Origin of the sequence: Nitratidesulfovibrio termitidis HI1, from assembly GCF_000504305.1 — a bacterium.
Taxonomy (GTDB): Bacteria; Desulfobacterota; Desulfovibrionia; order Desulfovibrionales; family Desulfovibrionaceae; genus Cupidesulfovibrio; species Cupidesulfovibrio termitidis.
On record NZ_KI632512.1, the window covers coordinates 1,252,114 to 1,270,611 of the forward strand.

The 18,498-nt window shown below is 65.4% G+C and carries 16 protein-coding genes and 1 pseudogene; 6 read left to right on the forward strand and 11 right to left on the reverse strand.

The genetic code is table 11. From position 1 onward, the window contains the following. Positions 1 to 20 precede the first annotated feature (20 nt). Positions 21 to 1,058, forward strand: a complete 1,038-nt coding sequence (locus DESTE_RS05140; protein ID WP_035065721.1) for an HD-GYP domain-containing protein — start codon at positions 21 to 23, stop codon at positions 1,056 to 1,058. 162 nt (positions 1,059 to 1,220) lie between these two features. Here the strand turns inward: DESTE_RS05140 and DESTE_RS05145 are convergent, their stop codons facing one another. Both DESTE_RS05145 and DESTE_RS05150 read right to left on the reverse strand, forming a co-directional pair. After that, positions 1,221 to 1,718 carry a CBS domain-containing protein gene (locus tag DESTE_RS05145; RefSeq protein ID WP_035065724.1) on the reverse strand — a complete coding sequence of 166 codons (498 nt, stop codon included), beginning with the start codon at positions 1,716 to 1,718 and terminating at the stop codon, positions 1,221 to 1,223. Between the two features lie 673 nt (positions 1,719 to 2,391). Further along, positions 2,392 to 3,651: an HD domain-containing protein gene (locus tag DESTE_RS05150; RefSeq protein WP_035065727.1), complete on the reverse strand. Its 1,260-nt coding sequence runs from the start codon at positions 3,649 to 3,651 to the stop codon at positions 2,392 to 2,394. A 505-nt stretch (positions 3,652 to 4,156) separates the two neighbouring features. On the opposite strand from DESTE_RS05150, the gene rplM reads away from it, so the two are divergent. From rplM to DESTE_RS05175, 5 genes are all read left to right on the forward strand, one after another. Beyond that, complete coding sequence (gene rplM / locus DESTE_RS05155) at positions 4,157 to 4,591, forward strand: 50S ribosomal protein L13 (RefSeq protein ID WP_012612114.1); 435 nt, start codon at positions 4,157 to 4,159, stop codon at positions 4,589 to 4,591. 22 nt (positions 4,592 to 4,613) lie between these two features. Next, positions 4,614 to 5,006 (forward strand): 30S ribosomal protein S9, encoded by a 393-nt coding sequence (rpsI, locus tag DESTE_RS05160; protein WP_007522928.1) that lies wholly within the window; start codon positions 4,614 to 4,616, stop codon positions 5,004 to 5,006. Between the two features lie 217 nt (positions 5,007 to 5,223). Then, entirely contained in the window at positions 5,224 to 5,781 is a 558-nt protein-coding gene (thrB, locus tag DESTE_RS05165; RefSeq protein ID WP_035065735.1) for a homoserine kinase, read from the forward strand. After that, the gene (locus DESTE_RS05170) at positions 5,781 to 6,530 is read left to right on the forward strand and encodes a hypothetical protein (protein WP_035065739.1); all 750 of its coding nucleotides are present in this window, start codon (positions 5,781 to 5,783) and stop codon (positions 6,528 to 6,530) included. The genes thrB and DESTE_RS05170 overlap by 1 nt, the downstream gene beginning before the upstream one ends. Positions 6,531 to 6,650: 120 nt before the next feature. Then, positions 6,651 to 7,220 (forward strand): hypothetical protein, encoded by a 570-nt coding sequence (locus DESTE_RS05175; protein WP_035065742.1) that lies wholly within the window; start codon positions 6,651 to 6,653, stop codon positions 7,218 to 7,220. 292 nt (positions 7,221 to 7,512) lie between these two features. Here DESTE_RS05175 and DESTE_RS05185 read toward each other — a convergent pair whose 3' ends face one another. The 9 genes and pseudogenes from DESTE_RS05185 to rpmI form a co-directional block, all read right to left on the reverse strand. Continuing rightward, the gene (locus tag DESTE_RS05185) at positions 7,513 to 7,911 is read right to left on the reverse strand and encodes a Ros/MucR family transcriptional regulator (RefSeq protein ID WP_035065748.1); all 399 of its coding nucleotides are present in this window, start codon (positions 7,909 to 7,911) and stop codon (positions 7,513 to 7,515) included. A gap of 561 nt (positions 7,912 to 8,472) precedes the next feature. After that, positions 8,473 to 9,654: a phosphoglycerate kinase gene (locus tag DESTE_RS05190; protein WP_035065751.1), complete on the reverse strand. Its 1,182-nt coding sequence runs from the start codon at positions 9,652 to 9,654 to the stop codon at positions 8,473 to 8,475. A gap of 139 nt (positions 9,655 to 9,793) precedes the next feature. Next, positions 9,794 to 11,788, reverse strand: coding sequence for a transketolase (gene tkt, locus DESTE_RS05195; protein WP_035065754.1), 1,995 nt, complete (start codon positions 11,786 to 11,788; stop codon positions 9,794 to 9,796). 293 nt (positions 11,789 to 12,081) lie between these two features. Continuing rightward, on the reverse strand, positions 12,082 to 12,741 hold the full coding sequence (rpe, locus tag DESTE_RS05200; protein ID WP_035065757.1) for a ribulose-phosphate 3-epimerase: 660 nt from the start codon (positions 12,739 to 12,741) through the stop codon (positions 12,082 to 12,084). Between the two features lie 622 nt (positions 12,742 to 13,363). Then, a pseudogene (locus DESTE_RS18325) lies at positions 13,364 to 13,595 on the reverse strand (MerR family transcriptional regulator); the annotation flags it as partial. 226 nt (positions 13,596 to 13,821) lie between these two features. Beyond that, positions 13,822 to 16,230: a phenylalanine--tRNA ligase subunit beta gene (gene pheT / locus DESTE_RS05210; protein ID WP_035065763.1), complete on the reverse strand. Its 2,409-nt coding sequence runs from the start codon at positions 16,228 to 16,230 to the stop codon at positions 13,822 to 13,824. Positions 16,231 to 16,445: 215 nt separating this feature from the next. Beyond that, positions 16,446 to 17,483: a phenylalanine--tRNA ligase subunit alpha gene (gene pheS, locus DESTE_RS05215; RefSeq protein WP_035065766.1), complete on the reverse strand. Its 1,038-nt coding sequence runs from the start codon at positions 17,481 to 17,483 to the stop codon at positions 16,446 to 16,448. Between the two features lie 21 nt (positions 17,484 to 17,504). Then, positions 17,505 to 17,858, reverse strand: a complete 354-nt coding sequence (rplT, locus tag DESTE_RS05220) for a 50S ribosomal protein L20 (protein WP_007522954.1) — start codon at positions 17,856 to 17,858, stop codon at positions 17,505 to 17,507. 292 nt (positions 17,859 to 18,150) lie between these two features. Continuing rightward, a complete protein-coding gene (rpmI, locus tag DESTE_RS05225; protein ID WP_007522955.1) occupies positions 18,151 to 18,348 on the reverse strand; it encodes a 50S ribosomal protein L35 in 198 nt (65 codons plus the stop codon). Positions 18,349 to 18,498: the final 150 nt, after the last annotated feature.

Here is an 18,498-nt window from a genome sequence, read left to right on the forward strand (position 1 = left end):
CCACAAGGGAGCTACCCACGGTGAAGGCAACCATCCCCGACAACATCTCCGAGGAATACTACCAGATCAGCACGGAGATCCTGTCGAGCTTTCCCAAATACCGTCCCCCGGTGGACCTGTTCCGCTTCCGCGAGGACATCGCGCAGTTGCAGCCGTACACCCGCAAGGGGGCGCGGCTCACCAACGAGCAGGTGGAAGAAGTGCAGCGCATGTGCGAGGCGGGCGACCTGTTCGTCTCGCGCTCCGACCACCCCATCTATTCGCAGCACATCGTGCACCAGCTTGACCTGGTGCTGGTGGACAAGAACCTGAAGGAAGGCGAGGTCGCCGACATCTTCCAGCAGGCCCTGGCCCTGCGGGTGAACGAGTTCATCGACCAGCCGGTGAAGCCGGTGTTCGAGGTGCTGTACCGCGACGTGATGGTGCTGACCGAATACCTGTGGCAGGACAAGCACCGGGTGAAACAGTTCATGCGCCGCCTGCACCGGGAACATTCGCTGGCCAAGCACTCGCTGAACACCCTGTCGGTGGGGCTGTGGCTGCTGGTCGCCGCCATGGGCGACAACCTGAAGCGCCGCGACCTGGACCGGGCCGCGCTGGCCCTTCTGCTGCACGACCTGGGCATGGCCAAGGTGCCCGCGTTCATCCTGTCCAAGGCCACCCCGCTGAAGCCCGACGAAAAGGACAAGATTCCCCTGCACCCGCTGGTGGGGGCCAAGATCATGCACAAGATGGGGCTGGCCTTCGACGAGTTGCGCCAGTGCACCCTGGAACACCACGAGCGGTTGGACGGTTCCGGCTATCCGCAGAAACTCAAGGGTGAACAGATCAGCCGGTTGGGGCGCATCTGCGCCGTGGCCGATTCGTTCTCGGCCATGATCAGCGCGCGCCCCCACGCCCCGGCCAAGGAACTGGTGCCCGCCGTTCAGGAACTGGCGGCGGACAAGGCGCGCTACGACGCCCGCTATACCTCGCTGCTGCTCAATGCGCTGGTCACCAACGCCTTCGGCACCACCGGAAAGCCCAAGGGCGAACCGAAGCCCGAAGGGGCCTCCTGATCGCCCGCCGCCGGGCGCACGCCTGCTCCGCCATACAAGCAAAACGGGCCGCCCCTTTCGGGAGCGGCCCTTTTCTTCGTCGGAATGCCATGGATGGCAGCGGAAGACGTACGAACCGGGCGCGGCGCGAAGCCCACCCCGGCACGGCACAGGCCGTACTGGTCAGGCGCGGCTGATGATCTCGCCACTGATCTCGCGGAACACGTCGTTGATCATGATGACGCCCAGCACCTTGCCCGCCTCGGTGACCACGGCGTAGCTGCGGCCCTTCTTCACGAAGCTTTCCAGCACCACCAGCAGCGGATCGTCGGGGGCCACCTGGGTCATGTCGCGGTCCATGACGTCGCGCACCTTGGTGGAACCGGCCACCTTGCAGGCATTGCGATAGATGCGGTCGAAGCCGTCTTCCTCTATGCCGCGCAACGAACCGCTGCGCAGCAGCGAATCTTCCATGAAGCGCACGGTGTCCCACACCGAAAGCGCACCGCGCAGCATGTCGCGCTCGTCATACACCAGGGCGCACAGGCATCCGGCCCCGCCCCCGCTGTCGGGCCCCACGCAGGAACTGAGCTTGCGCATGGCCTCGGCCAGCGAATCGTCCTCGCGCAGCTTGGGGAATTCTTCCCGCACGATGTCCCAGGCACGCTTTCGCAACAGCATCGGCACTCTCCTCGCAGTGTGTTCATGGACATCAGGCCGACCGGAGCACCAGCGGAGCATTCGCGAAGTTTCCGGGGCCGCCCCGGCCTCTCGACGGAATCAGGCCGGGATAGGGCATGGCGTCATCGTTATCAAAACTCGCCCCGCTTGTCTTCTCTTTCACAAGCCCTGCGGGCGGATGTGGGGCGGGATCGTCACCACACTCCGCACATCCGGCGCGGCTTCATGCCGCATGCCTGAAGGAAGCCGTTACGGTACGGGCGACCAAGGAGTGTCGGCGCAGGAACACATTTTGGCTTCTGCCGAGGAAAAACACGACTTGATACACCATGAAAGGACGCACCGGCCAAGCCCGCGCCACAGGCGAGGCCTGTGCAGGTGGGGATATTTTACCCCGGCACGCGCCGGACGGTTGCGGCACAAGAGGGAATTTTGGACTCTGCCAAGGAAGAGCGTCCTTTTCATGAAGGGAGTGCCTCAGCCGTTGGGTAAGCGGAGCGAACCTTACGGATGAGGACCGCAACGCGCACTCTTGCGTGCTCGACCGGAATGAAAAGGCGCTCTGACCGCTCTGCGCACGATGCCCGTAAGGCTCGCACGCTCGCCTAACGGGCACGCTTCGCGCCCTTCGGGTCGGAGGCAGAGGGCAAAAGCCCCCATGCACGGGCCTCGCCTAGTCGAAGTCGGCGAAAAGCGCCCCAACATGCAGCGGCCCCAGCGTCACCCGCCGGTACTCGGCGCGCAACCGGGCGATGGCCTCTTGCAGGTGGCTTGACGTCACGCCGTTGCGCACCGAGGTATGCGCCTCGATGAACGCGGCCAGGGTGTCGCAGGCCTTGACCAGGCGGCCGTCCTTGGGATCCAGCGCATCCATGTTGCAGGCGTTCTGCAATTCCTCGAAGGTAACCTTGCGGACCACTTTCGAAGTGCCATCGGGGCCGGGTTCGCGCACGGTCTCATCGAATTCCGAGCCGGTTTCCAGCCCCAGGAAGTAGCCCAACCGGCGGGCCACGTCGCCGTAGCCCGCCTTGTCCAGCAGCGAGAACACCCGCTCCTGCATTTCCTGCTCTTCATATTGACGGATGAGTTCCGGCAACTGCTTCACGGAACGCTTCACCGGCGAGATGATGTCGCGGGTCAACACTTCCGGCAGGTCGTGGAACAGGCCGCAGAAAAAGTTGTTCAGCCTTCGGGCGGGGCAGGCGCCCACGGCGATGCTGAAGAAATAGGCGTAGCAGGCCACGATGAACATATGCCCGATGACCGAGGTTTCGGGAATGCGCGGGGTCTGCGACCAACGCTTCTGAAAGCGCAGTTGCCCGCACAGGTTGGCGAAGCGCCCCAGCGCGTTGCTGGAACCGCCGATGAGTTCGGGCACCCCGGCCAGGTCGGCCATGGCGGTCAGGCGGGTCTGGAACGATCCGTCGATGTCCGGCATTTCGTCGTCGAACCCGTTCAGCGGCTTGATGAGGTTGAATTCCCAGCCGCTGGCGTAAAGGTGCGCGGCGGTCAGGATGCGGTCAGGCAGGGTATTCTTTTCGCGGCGGCGGATGTAGGTCAGCAGCCGCTGCCAGAAATCCTCGTCCAGCGGGCGCACGATGTGTTCCAGTTCTTCCGCCACCCACTCTGTAAGCTCGCTGTAGTGCGCCTCGTTCTCTTTTATACGGTAGAACACCGGCGGCTTGATGTCGGTGATGACCAGCCGGTAGAAATAGTCGAACAGGCAGCCTTCCACCACTTCTGCCCCAAGGCGCAGCCGTTCTTCGGCGGGCAGGCCGCGGGTGTTCAGTTGCAGCAGCAGCCAGGCCACGATCATCTTGTGGGCCTGCTTGTCCACCTCCATCAGTTCCACGGGCCGCAGCTTGTCGTTCCACCGCTTCATGTACGCACCGGAAAAGACGAACTGGAGCAGGCTCTTGCGAATGCTGGGCATGGGTCCTCCCGAGGGGGTTCAAGAAAATCTCTTGGCAATGTATGCGGTCATGGTGTAAAGCTCAAGAGTTTGAAGCGATACGCTTCGGGTTCACGCCATCCAAGCCCTCCGGACGGTCCAAGCCAACCTTCCGGCAGAATCCTTGCAGCGCCTGCCCGGTGCCGCCCCGTCCGCCGCTTTCGGCGCACAGCGCGGGGCCAGTCGCCCGCTCCCCAGGCCAGCCGCCCCGTTAGGCGCGCCAGTGGGAACCGAAGTGTGGACGACCGCCAGGCGAACCCCGCGTTTCCGCGACATGCACCGGGATTGCCAGCATCAAGCCTGACCGCAGGCCAGGTGGCGCCCCGGCCAGCCCGGTTCAAACCGGTACGGCAAGCATCGCACGCATGATGCCCCCCTGCGGGGCGGCGTCGTCCGTCGCGCGTTTCTACGCCCTTTTTCTGTTGACAAGGGGCGGGGAACCCAATACATAGACCGTTCTTTCGAGCTCGCACAGGAGTACGCTCTGATGAAAACGTTCAGCCCCACGCCCGAGAACATCAACCGCGAATGGTTCGTGGTCGATGCCTCCGACCTGGTTCTCGGTCGCCTTGCCACCCAGATCACGCATCGCCTGCGTGGCAAGCACAAGCCCGAGTTCGCCCCGCACATGGACAACGGCGACTTCATCGTCGTGGTCAACTGCGAAAAGATCAAGGTCACCGGCAACAAGCTTGCCGACAAGAAATACTACCGTCACTCCGGGTATGTCGGCGGTCTTCACGAGATCACCCTCGAGAAGCTGCTCGCCTCCCATCCGGAACGCGTGCTGATGAACGCCGTGCGGGGCATGCTGCCCAAGAACCGGCTTGGCCGCGCCATGCTGAAGAAGCTCAAGGTCTACGCTGGCCCCGAGCATCCGCATGCCGCCCAGAACCCGCAGCCGCTCGCCATCAAGTACTAACCAGATCGAGCCGGAGAGAATCATGGCCAACGAATTCAACTACGGTACCGGTCGCCGCAAGACCGCCACGGCCCGTACCCGTCTGTATGCCGGTTCCGGTCAGATCGTGGTGAACGGTCGTCCCTTCGAAGACTACTTCCCGCGCAAGTCGCTGCAGATGATCATCCGCCAGCCCCTGGTGCTGACCAAGAACGTCGAACGCTTCGACATCAAGGTCAACGTCTGCGGCGGTGGTGTGACCGGTCAGGCCGAAGCGGTGCGCCACGGCATTTCCCGCGCCCTGCTCGAAGTCGAGCCGGAACTGCGCGGCGCCCTGAAGCGCGCCGGTTTCCTGACCCGCGATGCCCGCAAGAAGGAACGCAAGAAGTACGGCCAGCGCGCTGCCCGCGCCCGGTACCAGTACTCCAAGCGTTAATCGCTTCCTACGCTGCCTTTCGGGCAGGTCCGCCTTGGCGGGCCTGCCCTTTTTGCGTTGGGGCGTCCACCGGCACGGGCACGACGCCAGTTGACACCGCACGCCGCCGCCGACTACACAGTCAGTCGCGCCGGGCCTGCGCCGCAAGGATTTTCCGGCCATGGCGCCCCGCCCTCATTCGCCCGGACCGCGCACAGGATTCGCCACAGGACTTCACATGACCACTCCCGATCCGCTCCTCTCCCTTGACCCCGCCCGCATTGCCCCTGACGGGTGCGTCAGCATCATCGGCATGGCCGGTGCAGGCAAGACCACCGTGGGCCGCGAACTGGCCCTTCAGCTGGGCTGGGCCCACGTGGACACCGACAACCTCATCGAGGCAACCTATGGCACCCGGCTGCAGGACGTGGCCGATGCCATGGACAAGGAACGCTTCCTGGACGTGGAGGCGGGCGTCATCCGCCGCATCGGCGCACGGCGCACCGTGCTGTCCACCGGCGGCAGCGTGGTGTACCGCCACGAAGCCATGGCCCACCTGGCCGCGCTGGGGCCGCTGGTCTACCTGGAAGTTTCCCTGCCGCTGATCCTGGAGCGCATCGCCATGAACCCGGAACGGGGGCTGGCCATCGCGCCGGGGCAGACCATCGAGGACCTGTACAACGAGCGCATCGCGCTGTACCGCCGCTATGCCAGCTTCACCGTGGCCGCCGATGCGCTGTCGCCAGGCGGGTGTGCCGCATACATCGTGGCCTGGCTGACCGGCGGGGAGGCGTGATGTCCGCGCATCAGTCCGGGCGCAAGCCTGCCCCCCTCGTGTCGTCGAAAATCGCCGCCGCCCTGAATGCGGCAAGCCGCGACGCAACAGCGCAAGGCGCCGCTGCTCCCTCCCGGCCAGGCCAACCGGCACCCAAAGGGGGCCGCAAGGGCCCCGGCGTCTTCGCCCGTCTTGCGGAACTGTACGCCGACATGGAGCGGGCCTACGCGGAAACCGCCCATGCCGCCGGGCTGACCTGTGCGGGCTGCGAGGACAACTGCTGCCGCACGCATTTTCAGCATCACACCCACGTGGAGTGGGCCTATCTGTGGAAGGGCATGCTGGCCCTGCCAGAGGCGCGCCGCGCCGACTACCTGCGCCGCGCCAGCGACGTGGTGACCCAGTGCGAAGCCGCACGGGCCGCAGGCGTGGTGCCGCGCGTGATGTGCCCCGTCAACGACGACGGACTGTGCGGCCTGTACGCCCACCGGCTGATGATCTGCCGCATGCACGGCACCCGCAACGTGCTGTTGCGCCCCGACGGGCAGCGCCAGCTGTTTCGCGGCTGCCACCGCTTCTGCGGCCTGACTGACGGCCAGCCGGACGAGGCGGTGCCCACGCTGGACCGCACCCCTTTCTACCGACGCCTGGCGGAACTGGAAATGGAGCACTGTACCAAGGGCGCGGGCAAGGGCGGCGCCCCCCGCGTTGCTCCCCGGGTTTCCTTGACGCTGGCGGAAATGCTGGTCTATGGTCCGCCCAAGTCATAAACTCCGTTGAACGCGACATATCGCGTCGACCACGCCCTCCGCGCGGCGGGGTCCAGCCTGCTTGCCGCAGCGCATTCCCCTTGCGGCGCAACCGCACGTTTCCCAACCGCCGGAGATGCCATGCCCGTGCTTTCCCCCTTGCTTCCCCCCATTTGCAACGAGACCACCCGTTCCGTCCGTTCAGCCGGGTTCCGGATACTGGCCGCGCTGGCCGTGTTCACGGTCTGCGCGGGCCTGCTCGCGGGCTGCGGCAAACAGACCGTGGGGCATCTTGCCCGCACCCAGTTGCAGCCCGATACCCCGCAGACCGTTTCCATGCAGTACCTGCGCTTTACCTACCGCGTGGTGCCGTTGCGCGAATCGGTGGGTGTGCGCGGGCAGGCCAGCCTTGTCCCAGGCGCCCTGCCCGCCTGGGCCAGGTGGTACGAACAGCTCACGGTGATGGTCTACCTCAGCGATGCCTCGGGCCGGGTGCTCGACGCGGAGGAATACGACTACCTGCCCCGCGCCGTGGGCGACGAGGGCGCCCTTCCCTTCGAAACGCGCTTCTATCTGGATCCCGACGATCAGGGACCGTTGTACGTCAGTTTCGGCTACCGCATGGTGGCCACGGAGCATGCACCCAACACAGATGGCACCGACGACGGTGGCCGTTCGCTCATCGTAGGCGAAGGCGCGCTGGACAACTGACCCGCCGCTCGCATCATCACATCCTGCATATTCTCAGAACCGCCCGTAAGGGCGGTTCGTCGTTTCCTGGCCCGATACGCACAGCACAGGAACAAGGCATGGCAGAACCTGCCACGCGCCTGGTCTACCCCATGCAGTGGCGCATGCAGTGCCGCCTTGCGGTGTATGCAAACAACGGCAAAGGCCGCCCTGCATTTGCAGGACGGCCTTTTTTCCGTCGCGAATTCTCGGCGGTGCCGCCGCAACAAGCGGCCCTCCCGAGGCTCTCCGGCATGCAGCCGGCGCCCCCCGCCTAGGAAGCGTGCTTGCGCCGCTTCTCCCAAAGCTTCATGTCCTTCATCTTCTTGCGCCGTTCACGCTGCAGCGCCTTGCACACCAGCGGGGTGCTCTTCTTGAGGCCCCACTTCTCGCGGTAGGCGACGGCGTCAAGGCCGTGCGACGCAAGATGCTTGCGGGTAAGAATCTTGAACGACTTGCCGCACTCAAGGCAGGTGATGGACTTTTCCTTCACGGCCTTGCGCGGGTCGCCGCAGGCTTCGCACGCTTCTTCAGGCTCTGCTTCGCCAAGGCTGATGGCACGAATGCCATTGGCAAGCTTCTGCACCATGGAGGTGATCTCGTCCTCCGTCATGGTCCGGACACTGGCCTGAGCCTTCACGATTTCCAGGGCTTCCTTCAAAAAGTCATCCATATGGACCTCCGCGGGAATTGAACGACGGGGCCGAAACAACGACGCCGAAACACCGACGCCAGTCACGGCACTTCGCCGCTCTTACATCCGCAACTACAGCAAGTCAACAACAGCGTAGCGGAAAACCGAAAACAAGAACGCAAAATGAACGCAGCACCACGCACCCCTGCTGCACGCTGCTCGAAAAACCTTCGTCAGTGGCCGCTTCCCCCCGGTTCAGGTCCCGGCGGCGCGCGCATGGTACGCACGTTGCGAAACACGTTGCGACAACGTATCGGACATGCCCGCGACGCCGATGCAATGCAACGGCAGGAGCACCTTCACTCGCCCCACCGGCCCGTCCCCGCTCCGTGCATGCCCGCATCCGAAGGATACGGAGCGTCGGTTGAACGTCCATGCCGCATCCCCATGCATTGACGCGGCGTGAAACATCAACGGCGCGCCCCGTTACCGATGGCATTGGCCACCATGGTAACGGAAACGCGCCGCGTGAAACACAGGGGCCAGGCCGGTACACCCACGGGGTTGCCCGCATGCACCAGCGCTGTACCCTACCGGTTGCTACCCTTTGGCGGAACGTTCCTCCAGCACCGCCACGGCAGGCAGGGTCTTGCCTTCCAGAAACTCCAGGAAGGCCCCGCCACCAGTGGACATGTACGAAATGCGGTCCACCACGCCATACTTTTCGATGGCGGCCACGGTGTCGCCGCCGCCCGCCAGCGAAAAGGCCGGGCTGTCGGCCACGGCCATGCACAGGGCCCTGGTGCCCTGGCCGAACTGTTCCACCTCGAAGGCCCCCACCGGGCCGTTCCAGACGATGGTGCCCGCCTGCATCAGGATGTCGCGGTACAGCTTTGCCGTTTCGGGGCCAATGTCCAGGATCATCTCGTCCGGCTTCACTTCCGACACCTTGCGCACCGTGGCCGGGGCGGAATCCGCGAATTCCGGCCCCACCACCACGTCCACCGGCACGGGAATCTCACCGCCAGCGGCTCTGGCTGCGGCCATCAGGCGGGCGGCTTCATCCACCAGTTCCGGCTCGTACAGCGAACGGCCCACCTCGTGCCCGGCGGCCTTGATGAAGTTGTTGGCGATGCCGCCGCCCACAATGAGCCGGTCCACCTTTTTGGACAGGGTATCCAGCAGGGTCAGCTTGGTGGATACCTTGGAGCCACCGATGATGCCCACCATGGGCTTGGCAGGTGCGTCCAGCGCGCGAGACAGGGCGTCCAGCTCCGCCGCCAGCAGGGGACCGGCGCAGGCCACCTTGGCGAAGCGCACGGCGGCATGGGTGGAGGCTTGGGCGCGGTGCGCCGCCCCGAAGGCGTCCATGACGAAGATGTCGCACAGGGCGGCCAACTTGCGGCCCAGGGCTTCGTCGTCCTTCTTTTCGCCCTTCAGAAAGCGCACGTTCTCGCACAGCACGCACTGGCCTTCCGCAACCTCGATACCGTCGATGTAGTCACGCACCAGCGGCACCTGAAATCCCAGTGCGTTGGAAAGGTGCTCGGCCACCGGGGCCAGCGAGAAGGCGGGGTCGAATTCCCCTTCCGTGGGGCGGCCCAGGTGCGACACCAGCAGCACGCGGGCGCCAGCCTTGAGGGCCATTTCGATGGACGGCAGCGCGGCGCGGATGCGCTTGTCGCTGGTTATCTTGCCGTCCTTCAGGGGTACGTTGAGGTCTTCGCGCAAAAGGACGCGCTTCCCCTTCAGATCAAGGTCGGTCATCTTCAGTACGGCCATGGATATACCTCTGCTGCTCGATTGGCTTGATTTGGTTGGCAAAAGAAAAGGCGCGAACGTGGTTTTCGCATCCTACCACGTTCGCGCCCGGTGTCCAGACTGGGGGGCTGGGGTCGCCTCCCGTGCAGTGCGGCTCTCTTTAGATAAGAGACTCCACAGCTTCGATGACCTTCCCGGTGGTGATGCCGAAGTACTCGAACAGCACCTTGCCGGGGGCCGATTCGCCAAAGCCGGTCATGCCCACGGCCTTGCCGTCCAGGCCCAGGTACTTCCACCAGCCGTCCACGGTGGCGGCTTCCACGGCCACGCGCGCCCGCACGGCGGACGGCAGCACCGATTCGCGGTACGCGGCGTCCTGGCGGTCGAACTGGGTGGACGACGGCATGGACACCACGCGCACCTTGCGACCCTTGGCGGCCAGCGCATCGGCGGCGGCAAGGGCCAGCTGCACTTCCGAGCCGGTGGCCATGACGATGGCTTCCGGCGTGCCCGCGCAGTCACGCAGCACATAGCCGCCGCGCATGATGTTGGCGCGCTGCTCGGCGGTGCGTTCCACGAAGGGCACGTCCTGCCGGGTCAGCGAGATGCAGGTGGGGCCGGTGGCGCACTCGGCGGCGAACTTCCACGCGGACAGGGTTTCCACGGTGTCGCAGGGACGCCACACCTGCACGTTGGGGGTCAGGCGCAGACCGGCCAGTTGTTCCACCGGCTGGTGGGTGGGGCCGTCTTCGCCCACGCCGATGGAGTCGTGCGTAAGCACCCAGACCACCCGCGCACCCATCAGGGCGGACAGGCGGATGGCGTTCTTGGCGTAGTCGGAAAAGATCAGGAAGGTGCCCGCGTAGGGCAGGAACCCGCCATGCAGAGCCATGCCGTTCATGATGGCGCCCATGGCGAATTCGCGCACCCCGTAGGAGATGTAGTTGCCGGACCAGTCGGCGGGGGTGACCAGCTTGGAATCCTTGTGCCAGGTGCCCACGGAGCCGGTAAGGTCCGCCGAGCCGCCCATCATTTCGGGCAGCAGCGGGGCCACCGCGTTCAGCGCGTTGCGCGAGGCGATGCGGGTGGCCAGGGTTTCCTTTGCCCCATCGGTGGCGGCAAGCGCGGCGGCCACGCCTGCCTGCCAGTCGGCGGGCAGGTCGCCCGACATGCGACGCACGAATTCGGCGGCCAGTTCGGGGTGGGCGGCGCGGTAGCGGGCGAACAGGTCGTTCCAGGCGGCCTCGGCGGCGGCGCCGCGCGGGCGGGCGTCCCACCCGGCGTAGATGTCCGCCGGAATTTCGAAGGCCGGGTACGGCCAGTTCATGCCTTCGCGTGCGGCGGCGATTTCGGTCGCACCCAGGGGCGAACCGTGGCAGTTGTGGCTGCCCGCCTTGGTGGGCGCGCCCTGACCGATGCGAGTCTTGCAGCAGATCAGGCTGGGCTTGCCGGACACCACGCGGGCGGCTTTCAGCGCAGCGGCAATGGCTTCGCCGTCGTGGCCGTCCACGTTGCGCACCACGTGCCAGCCGTAGGCTTCGAAGCGGGCCGGGGTATCGTCGGCGAACCACCCGGCAATGTCACCGTCGATGGAGATGCCGTTGTCGTCATAGAAAGCGGTCAGCTTGCCGAGGCCCAGGGTGCCCGCCAGCGAGCACGCCTCGTGCGAGATGCCTTCCATCATGCAGCCGTCGCCCAGGAATACGTATGTGGCATGATCCACCACATCGTAGCCGGGGCGGTTGAACTGCTGGGCCATGAGCTTTTCTGCCATGGCCATGCCCACGGCGGTGGCGATGCCCTGCCCCAGCGGGCCGGTGGTGGTTTCCACGCCGGGGGTAATGCCGTATTCGGGGTGGCCGGGGGTCTTGGAATGCAGCTGACGGAAGTTGCGGATGTCGTCCATGCTCACATCGTACCCGGAAAGATGCAGCAGCGAGTAGATGAGCATGGAGCCGTGCCCGTTGGACAGCACGAAGCGGTCGCGGTCGGCCCATTTGGGATTGGCGGGGTTGTGCTTCAGGCAATCGTTCCAGAGCACTTCGGCGATGTCCGCCATGCCCATGGGCGCACCGGGGTGCCCGGACTTGGCCTTTTCCACGGCGTCCATGCTGAGCACGCGGATGGCGTTGGCGAGTTCCTTGCGAGACGGCATTGCAACCTCCAGCGGGGTTCTGTGCGGCGGCGGGCGGGCGCCCTGCGCCGTTGGCTATGCAGCGGTACGGCGCGGTGCGCCGGGAAATACACGAATGGCGGACGCGAGCGCCCTGCCGCAACGATCATGCTCGTGGCAGCCCAGGCCGCACACACGAGAGGTGGGCACTGCCTTGCGGCGGCGCCCACACCCGACTAGTCCGTTCCGCGCCATCTGGCAACGGGAAAATGAAGTGAGCGGATACGCCATGGCGCTACCGCCACGGAAGCTCCGGTCCATCTCCGGCGCATACCCTACAGGACGGAGTTCGCAGCCGCCTCGAACGCCTTCAGCCGCTCGGCATAGGGCGGAAACTTGAAGAAGGCCGAGCCGGAAACCAGCACGTCCGCACCGCTACGCACCAGTTGCCCTGTATTGGACGGGTCCACCCCGCCGTCCACCTGAATGAGCGTGGACAGGCCGCGCGCGTTGATCATGGCGCGCAAGTCGCTGATCTTGCGGTAGCTGGCGGGCAGGAACGACTGGCCGCCGAAGCCGGGGTTGACGGTCATGATCAGCACCATGTCCGCATCGTCCAGCACGTAGTCCAGCACCGAAAGCGGGGTGTGGGGGTTCAGCGCCACGCCCGCCTTGACGCCCAGACGGCGGATTTCGGCCAGGGCACGCTGCACATGGGGGGTCGCCTCGGCGTGGACCACCAGCATGTCGGCCCCGGCGTCCACGAATTCGTGCAGGTAGCGCTCCGGGCGTTCCACCATCAGGTGCACGTCGAAGAACAGGCGGCTCTGCTTGCGCAAATGGGCAATGACCGGCTGGCCGTAGGTGATGTTGGGCACGAAGGTGCCGTCCATGACGTCCCAATGCACCCAGGACAGCCCGGCGGCTTCCAGGGCGGCCAGTTCGTCGGCCAGGCGACCGAAATCGGAGGACAGCAGCGAAGGGGAAAGGATCATGCGGTGCTCGTGGCGCGGATGCGCGGTTGCGGGAAAAACACCCCCGTTGCGCAGTGACGCATGATGCCGGGTCGGTTCTGCCCCGGTACACGGCATGCGAACGGGAAAGGCGGAGGCGGCGACGTAATTACTGAAAGGGGCAGCAGGCGCCCCGGACCGGAAAGACGGCGGAATCAGTCCGCGCCAGCCAGCAGGCGGCGCATGGCTTCCAGTTCCGCTATGATCTCGCGCACCGTGCCGGGTGCGGCGCCGCCGGACACAGGACCGTCTGCTGAAAGGCCGGGGCTGACGCCATCCGGGGAGCCAGCCTGCCCGCTGTGAGGGTCCTTTTGCGCTGCGTCGCCGTCATCGGGCAGCAGCAGGCCGTGCAGGTACTGGTCCCACGCCTGCACACGCGAGGCGGCAGCAGACAGGGCACGTCCCTGAGGACCGGACGCCGCCGGGACGTCGTCGTCAAGACCAGCGGCTTCGTCGTCACCCTGTGCGTCATCATCCTGCACGTCTGAAGCGGAGATGTCGTCCGGGTCGTCATCGCCAAAGCCCACCAGCCCGGCCACCCCGGCAGTCAAAGAATCCCCCGGATACGGCATGTCCGCATCGGGCATGCCGGTGCCCGGCGGGGCGCCGCGCTCGGCCAGCATGCGGCGCGCGCCTTCGATGGTCAGCCCACGCTCGTGCAGCAGGAAACGGATGCGCCGCAGCAGGGCCAGATCCGCCTCGGTGTAGAGGCGCTGGCCCTTTTCGGTGCGCAGCGGAACCAACTGGGGAAACTCCGTTTCCCAGAACCTGAGGACATAGGTCTTCAGGTTCAGCAGCGATGCCGCCTCGCCAATCCGATATGTCCGCTCCGCCATGCCGTCTCCCGGTTTGTTCGCGCTACTCCCGCCCGCCCTCGCAAGCGTGCAAAAGAGGAGTTTCGTTCGTTGGCGCGGAAAACGAGCCTGCCATAAGGGAGTATGCGGCAGCCGTTATGCGAGTCCTCGAGCATTACGGATGGCGACCGCATCGGCTCTTATCGTATTCGACCGCTATGGCAGGCGAAGTTTGACAACGCCAACGGACGAAAGACCCTTTTGCAGGTTACAACCGTACGGGGAGTGCCTGCTGGAGGGAACTTGCCACTTTCTCGCGTTCCTTGTCCACTTCGGCGTCCTTCAGGGTGCGCCCGGCATGGCGGAAGGTCATGCGGAAGGTCAGGTTGCGTTCCTCGCGGTCTTCGGGGGCAAACACGTCAATGAGTTCAATGCCTTCCAGCAGCGGCAGCTTCATGCCGCGCACATGGTCCAGCACCGCACCGGCCTGCAGCGCGGCAGGGGCCATGACCGTGATGTCACGGCGTACCGGCGGGTACACCGGCAACGCGGCAAAGCGTACCGTCACCGCATCGTGCATCTGGCGGGCCGCATCCAGGTCGATGTCGGCCAACCACACGTCCTTGCGGGCATGGTAGGCATCGGCAAGGTCGGGCTTTACCCGGCCCATGACGCCCAGCACCCTGCCCTGCACCGTCACGGAAACGCACGGAGCCAGGAAGGGATGCGGCGCATCGGCTATGGCGCAGAGCGGCTGCCCCAGGTGCAGGAACGCGGCAAAGTGCTCCACCACGCCCTTCAGGTCCTGATAGTCCGCATCGGCTTCCGGATTGGGCCAGGCGCTGTCGTGGCGGGCGCCGTACATCAGGATACCGAGGCGCCCGCGTTCGCAGGCGGTGGTTTCCGAATTTTCGTCCGCCGTGAAGATGCGCGCCAGTTCGAACAGCCGCAGCCCCGCGTTGCCTTGCGCAATGTTGTGGCGCAGGTTGTTCAGCAGGCCGGGGGCCAGCGCCGTGCGCAGCACGTTCTGGTCTTCCGACAGCGGGTTCATGATCGGGATGCGCCCTTCGTCGGGCAGACCCAGATGATCCAGGTCCTTCTGGCCCACGAAGCTGTAATTGATGGCTTCGTTCAGGCCAAGGCCACGGCCCCAGCCCTTGATGCGCCTCCAGAAATCGTACTCCGACTCGGGCGCGCCCGCCTGGTCCAGCGGACGCATGACCTTGGGCAGCACCGGCGGAATGGCGTCCAGGCCGTACACGCGGCCCACTTCCTCGATCAGGTCGGCCTCGCGCTCGAAGTCCAGACGGTGGCTGGGGGCGGAAACCTTCCAGTCGGCGGGGTCAGTCTTGTCCGCCACGCAGCCGAGGCTGGTCAGGGTATCGGCGCAGAAGCCGTCGCCAATGGTGTCTTCGCCCATGCCCAGCAGCATGCGGGCGCGTGCCGGGCGGAAGCGCAACGCGGGGCTGGCCCACGGATGCGGTTCTGCCTTGCACACGCCGGGGCGCAGGTGCGCACCGGAAAGTTCGGCCATCAACTGCACGGCTCGGTGCAGGGCAAAGAGCGAACCGGGCTGGTCCAGCCCGCGCTCCATGCGGTACGAGGCCTCGCTGGACAGGCCCAACCGGCGCGAAGTGCGACGGATGGTGCCGGGCCGAAACACGGCGCTTTCCAGCAGCACGCGGGTGGTCGCGTCGGAAACTTCGGTATTGGCCCCGCCCATGACGCCTGCCAGGGCCACGGGCTTCACGCCGTCGCGGATCAGCAGGTCGCCGGGAGTCAGCACGCGGTCCTGGCCGTCCAGGGTCACGATGCGCTCACCCGCCACCGCTGGAGACACCACGATGCGCCCGCCTTCCAGCAGGTCCAGGTCAAAGGCGTGCAGCGGCTGGCCCAGTTCCATCATCACGTAGTTGGATACATCCACGATGTTGGAAATGGGGCGCACGCCGATGGCAGTGAGGCGATGGCGAATGCGCGCCGGGCTCTTGCCCACGCGAACATTTTCAAGGATGCGCCCCTGATAGACCGGGCACAGGGCCGGGTCGGGAATTTCGATGGCCACCTCGCCGGAGCAGTCCGGGCCGTCTTCCACCAGGTTCAGGCTGGGCAGGGTCAGCGGCAGGCCGAAGCCCAGTGCCACTTCACGCGCAAGGCCCAGCACCGAAAGGCAGTCGGCACGGTTGGGCGTGATGGAGATGTCGCACACCTCCATGTCCAGTTGCAGCTCGTCCACCAGCAGCCTGCCCACCGTGAAGTGCTCCGGCAGGACCATGATGCCTTCGTGGTCGTCGCTGAGGCCCAGTTCGCGCTCGGAGCAGATCATGCCGTGCGAGGGCTGGCCGCGCAGCTTGGCCTTCTTGATGACCATGCCGCCGGGCATGGTGGTGCCCACCAGGGCCACCGGCACCTTCTGACCGGCGGCCACGTTGGGCGCACCGCACACGATGTCCAGCAGTTCGCCCTGGCCCGCGTCCACCTTGCACACCGACAGCTTGTCGGCCTCCGGGTGCTTGGCGCGCTCCACCACGTGGCCCACCACGATGGTGCGGATGTCGTCGAACGGACGGCGGATTTCTTCCAGCTCCAGGCCGAGCATGGTCAGACGGTCGCCGAGTTGTTCGGCGGTGCCTTCGAAGGGAACGAATTCGCGCAGCCAGGCAAGGGACAGCAGCATGGGGCTACTCCATGAGAAAGTTTGCGAAGGGGCGGAGTCGTCAGGCGTTCTTTACGCCTCCGGCGGGCAGGGGAAGCTGTCCCCTGCACCCCCTTCAGGTAAGTTCCCGACCCGAATGAAACGTTTTGGAGAGATGGGGTGGGGGGCTCCGGGGGGCGGGGAAGGGAACCTTTTGGAAAAGGTTCCCTTCCCCGCCCCCCGGAATCCGAAATCACTTACCTGAACTGGGACAGGAACCGCACATCATTCTCGAAGAACATGCGCAGGTCACCAATGCCGTATTTGAGCATGGCCACGCGTTCGACGCCGAGGCCGAAGGCGAAGCCGGTGTATTCTTCGGGATCATAACCCACGGCGGTGAACACGGCGGGGTCCACCATGCCGCAGCCCAGGATCTCGACCCAGCCGGTGGTCTTGCACACCCGGCAGGGTTCGTTGCCCACGTGCCCTTTGCCGCCACAGATGCAGCACGAGATGTCCACCTCGGCGCTGGGCTCGGTGAAGGGAAAGAAGCTGGGGCGGAAGCGGACCTTGGTATCGCCGCCGAACACGGTACGCAGGAACGAGGTGAGCGTGCCGCGCAGGTCGGCCATGCTCACGCCCTTGTCCACCATCAGACCTTCGATCTGATGGAACATGGGGGTGTGCGTGATGTCCGAGTCGCGACGATAGACCTTGCCGGGGGCGATGATGGCCACCGGGGGCTTGCGCGCCAGCATGGTGCGCACCTGCAACGGCGAGGTGTGGGTGCGCATCAGGATGGACTCGGTGACGTACAGGGTGTCCTGCATGTCGCGCGCCGGGTGTTCGGCGGGCATGTTCAGCGCTTCGAAGTTGTAGTGGTCCATCTCCACTTCCGGCCCGGTCACGATGTCGTAACCAAGCCCCCGGAACACGGAGCAGATTTCCTCCATGACCAGGGTATCGGGGTGGAGCGAACCACGCCACGGCGCGCGACCGGGCAGGGTCGGGTCGAAGCGGGAAAGCGCGGCGGCTTCACTGGCCGCTTCGAGGGAGGCCTTGCGGCCTTCGAAGCGTTCGGTGAGCGCCATTTTCACGCCGTTGGCGGCCTGCCCCAGGCGGGGCCGGTCCTCCGGCGAAAGTTCGGGCAAACGGCCCATGATCTGCGCAAGACGCCCCTTGCGACCAAGGAAGGCGACGCGCAGTTCCTCAAGCTCCGTCAACGACGAAGCCTGGTCCAGGCCTCTTTCGAGCTCCGGGACCAGGCTTTCCAGTTCCTTGAGAAGGTCCATGCGTAGAGACCCCGTATGGGGTTAGTTGAGTTTCGAGGCGGCGAGTTGCGCCAGCTTCGCGAAATCTTCCTTCTCGCGCACGGCAAGGTCGGCAAGCACCTTGCGGTTCAGGGAGATGCCGGCAAGGGTGAGGCCGTGCATGAACTTGCTGTAGGACAGACCGTGCATGCGGGCGCCGGCGTTGATGCGCAGGATCCACAGCTTGCGGAATTCGCGCTTCTTCACCTTGCGGTCGCGGAACGCGTACATCCACGAACGTTCCACAGCCTCGCGGGCGGTGCGGTACAGCTTGCTGCGGCCGCCACGGAAACCCTTGGCCGCGTCCAGATACTTCTTGTGACGCCTGTGGGAGGCGAGACCTCTCTTCACGCGCATGGAATACCTCCATCGTGATCTTGACTCCGCGAGGCGAGAGACCGGGCCAGCGGAGCGGATAATGTAAAGTGCGGGAGATGCGCCCTCCCCCTTGCGGGGGCGGGGCTGCCTTTCCGGGTGCTGTCCCGGCAAAGGCAATAACGCCGGACATGGGCGGCATTCAGGGAGATTTCGTTCTCCGGCAAGGAGGACGAACCTTTTGCGCAGGGAGTGTACTCTTTGGTACTCGACCGGAGCAAAAGGCGAGTCCGACGCCGCCGGAGGGCGAAAGAACCTGAATGGCGTCTATGTCCTAGGCGTAGGGCATCATCCGGCGCACAGCCTTCTCATTGGTGCTGTCCACGGTGGCGGACTGGCCGAGGCGCATGCGGCGCTTGGCGTTCTTCTTCGTGAGGATGTGGCGCAGGTTCTGCTTGCGACGCTTGAACTTGCCGCTGCCGGTCACGGAGAAGCGCTTGGCGGCGGAACGCCGGGTCTTCATCTTGGGCATTGGATACTCCTTGCCGTTCTCTGCTCGAGCCGAAGCCGCCAAGGCGGCAACGGACACATGACGAAGCCCCCCGCGCAAGGCGGAGGACCCGGTTTGCCTTCTCAAGGACTGGATCGTCGAAAATTCCCGGTCGGTTGCAGCGGCGCAAGC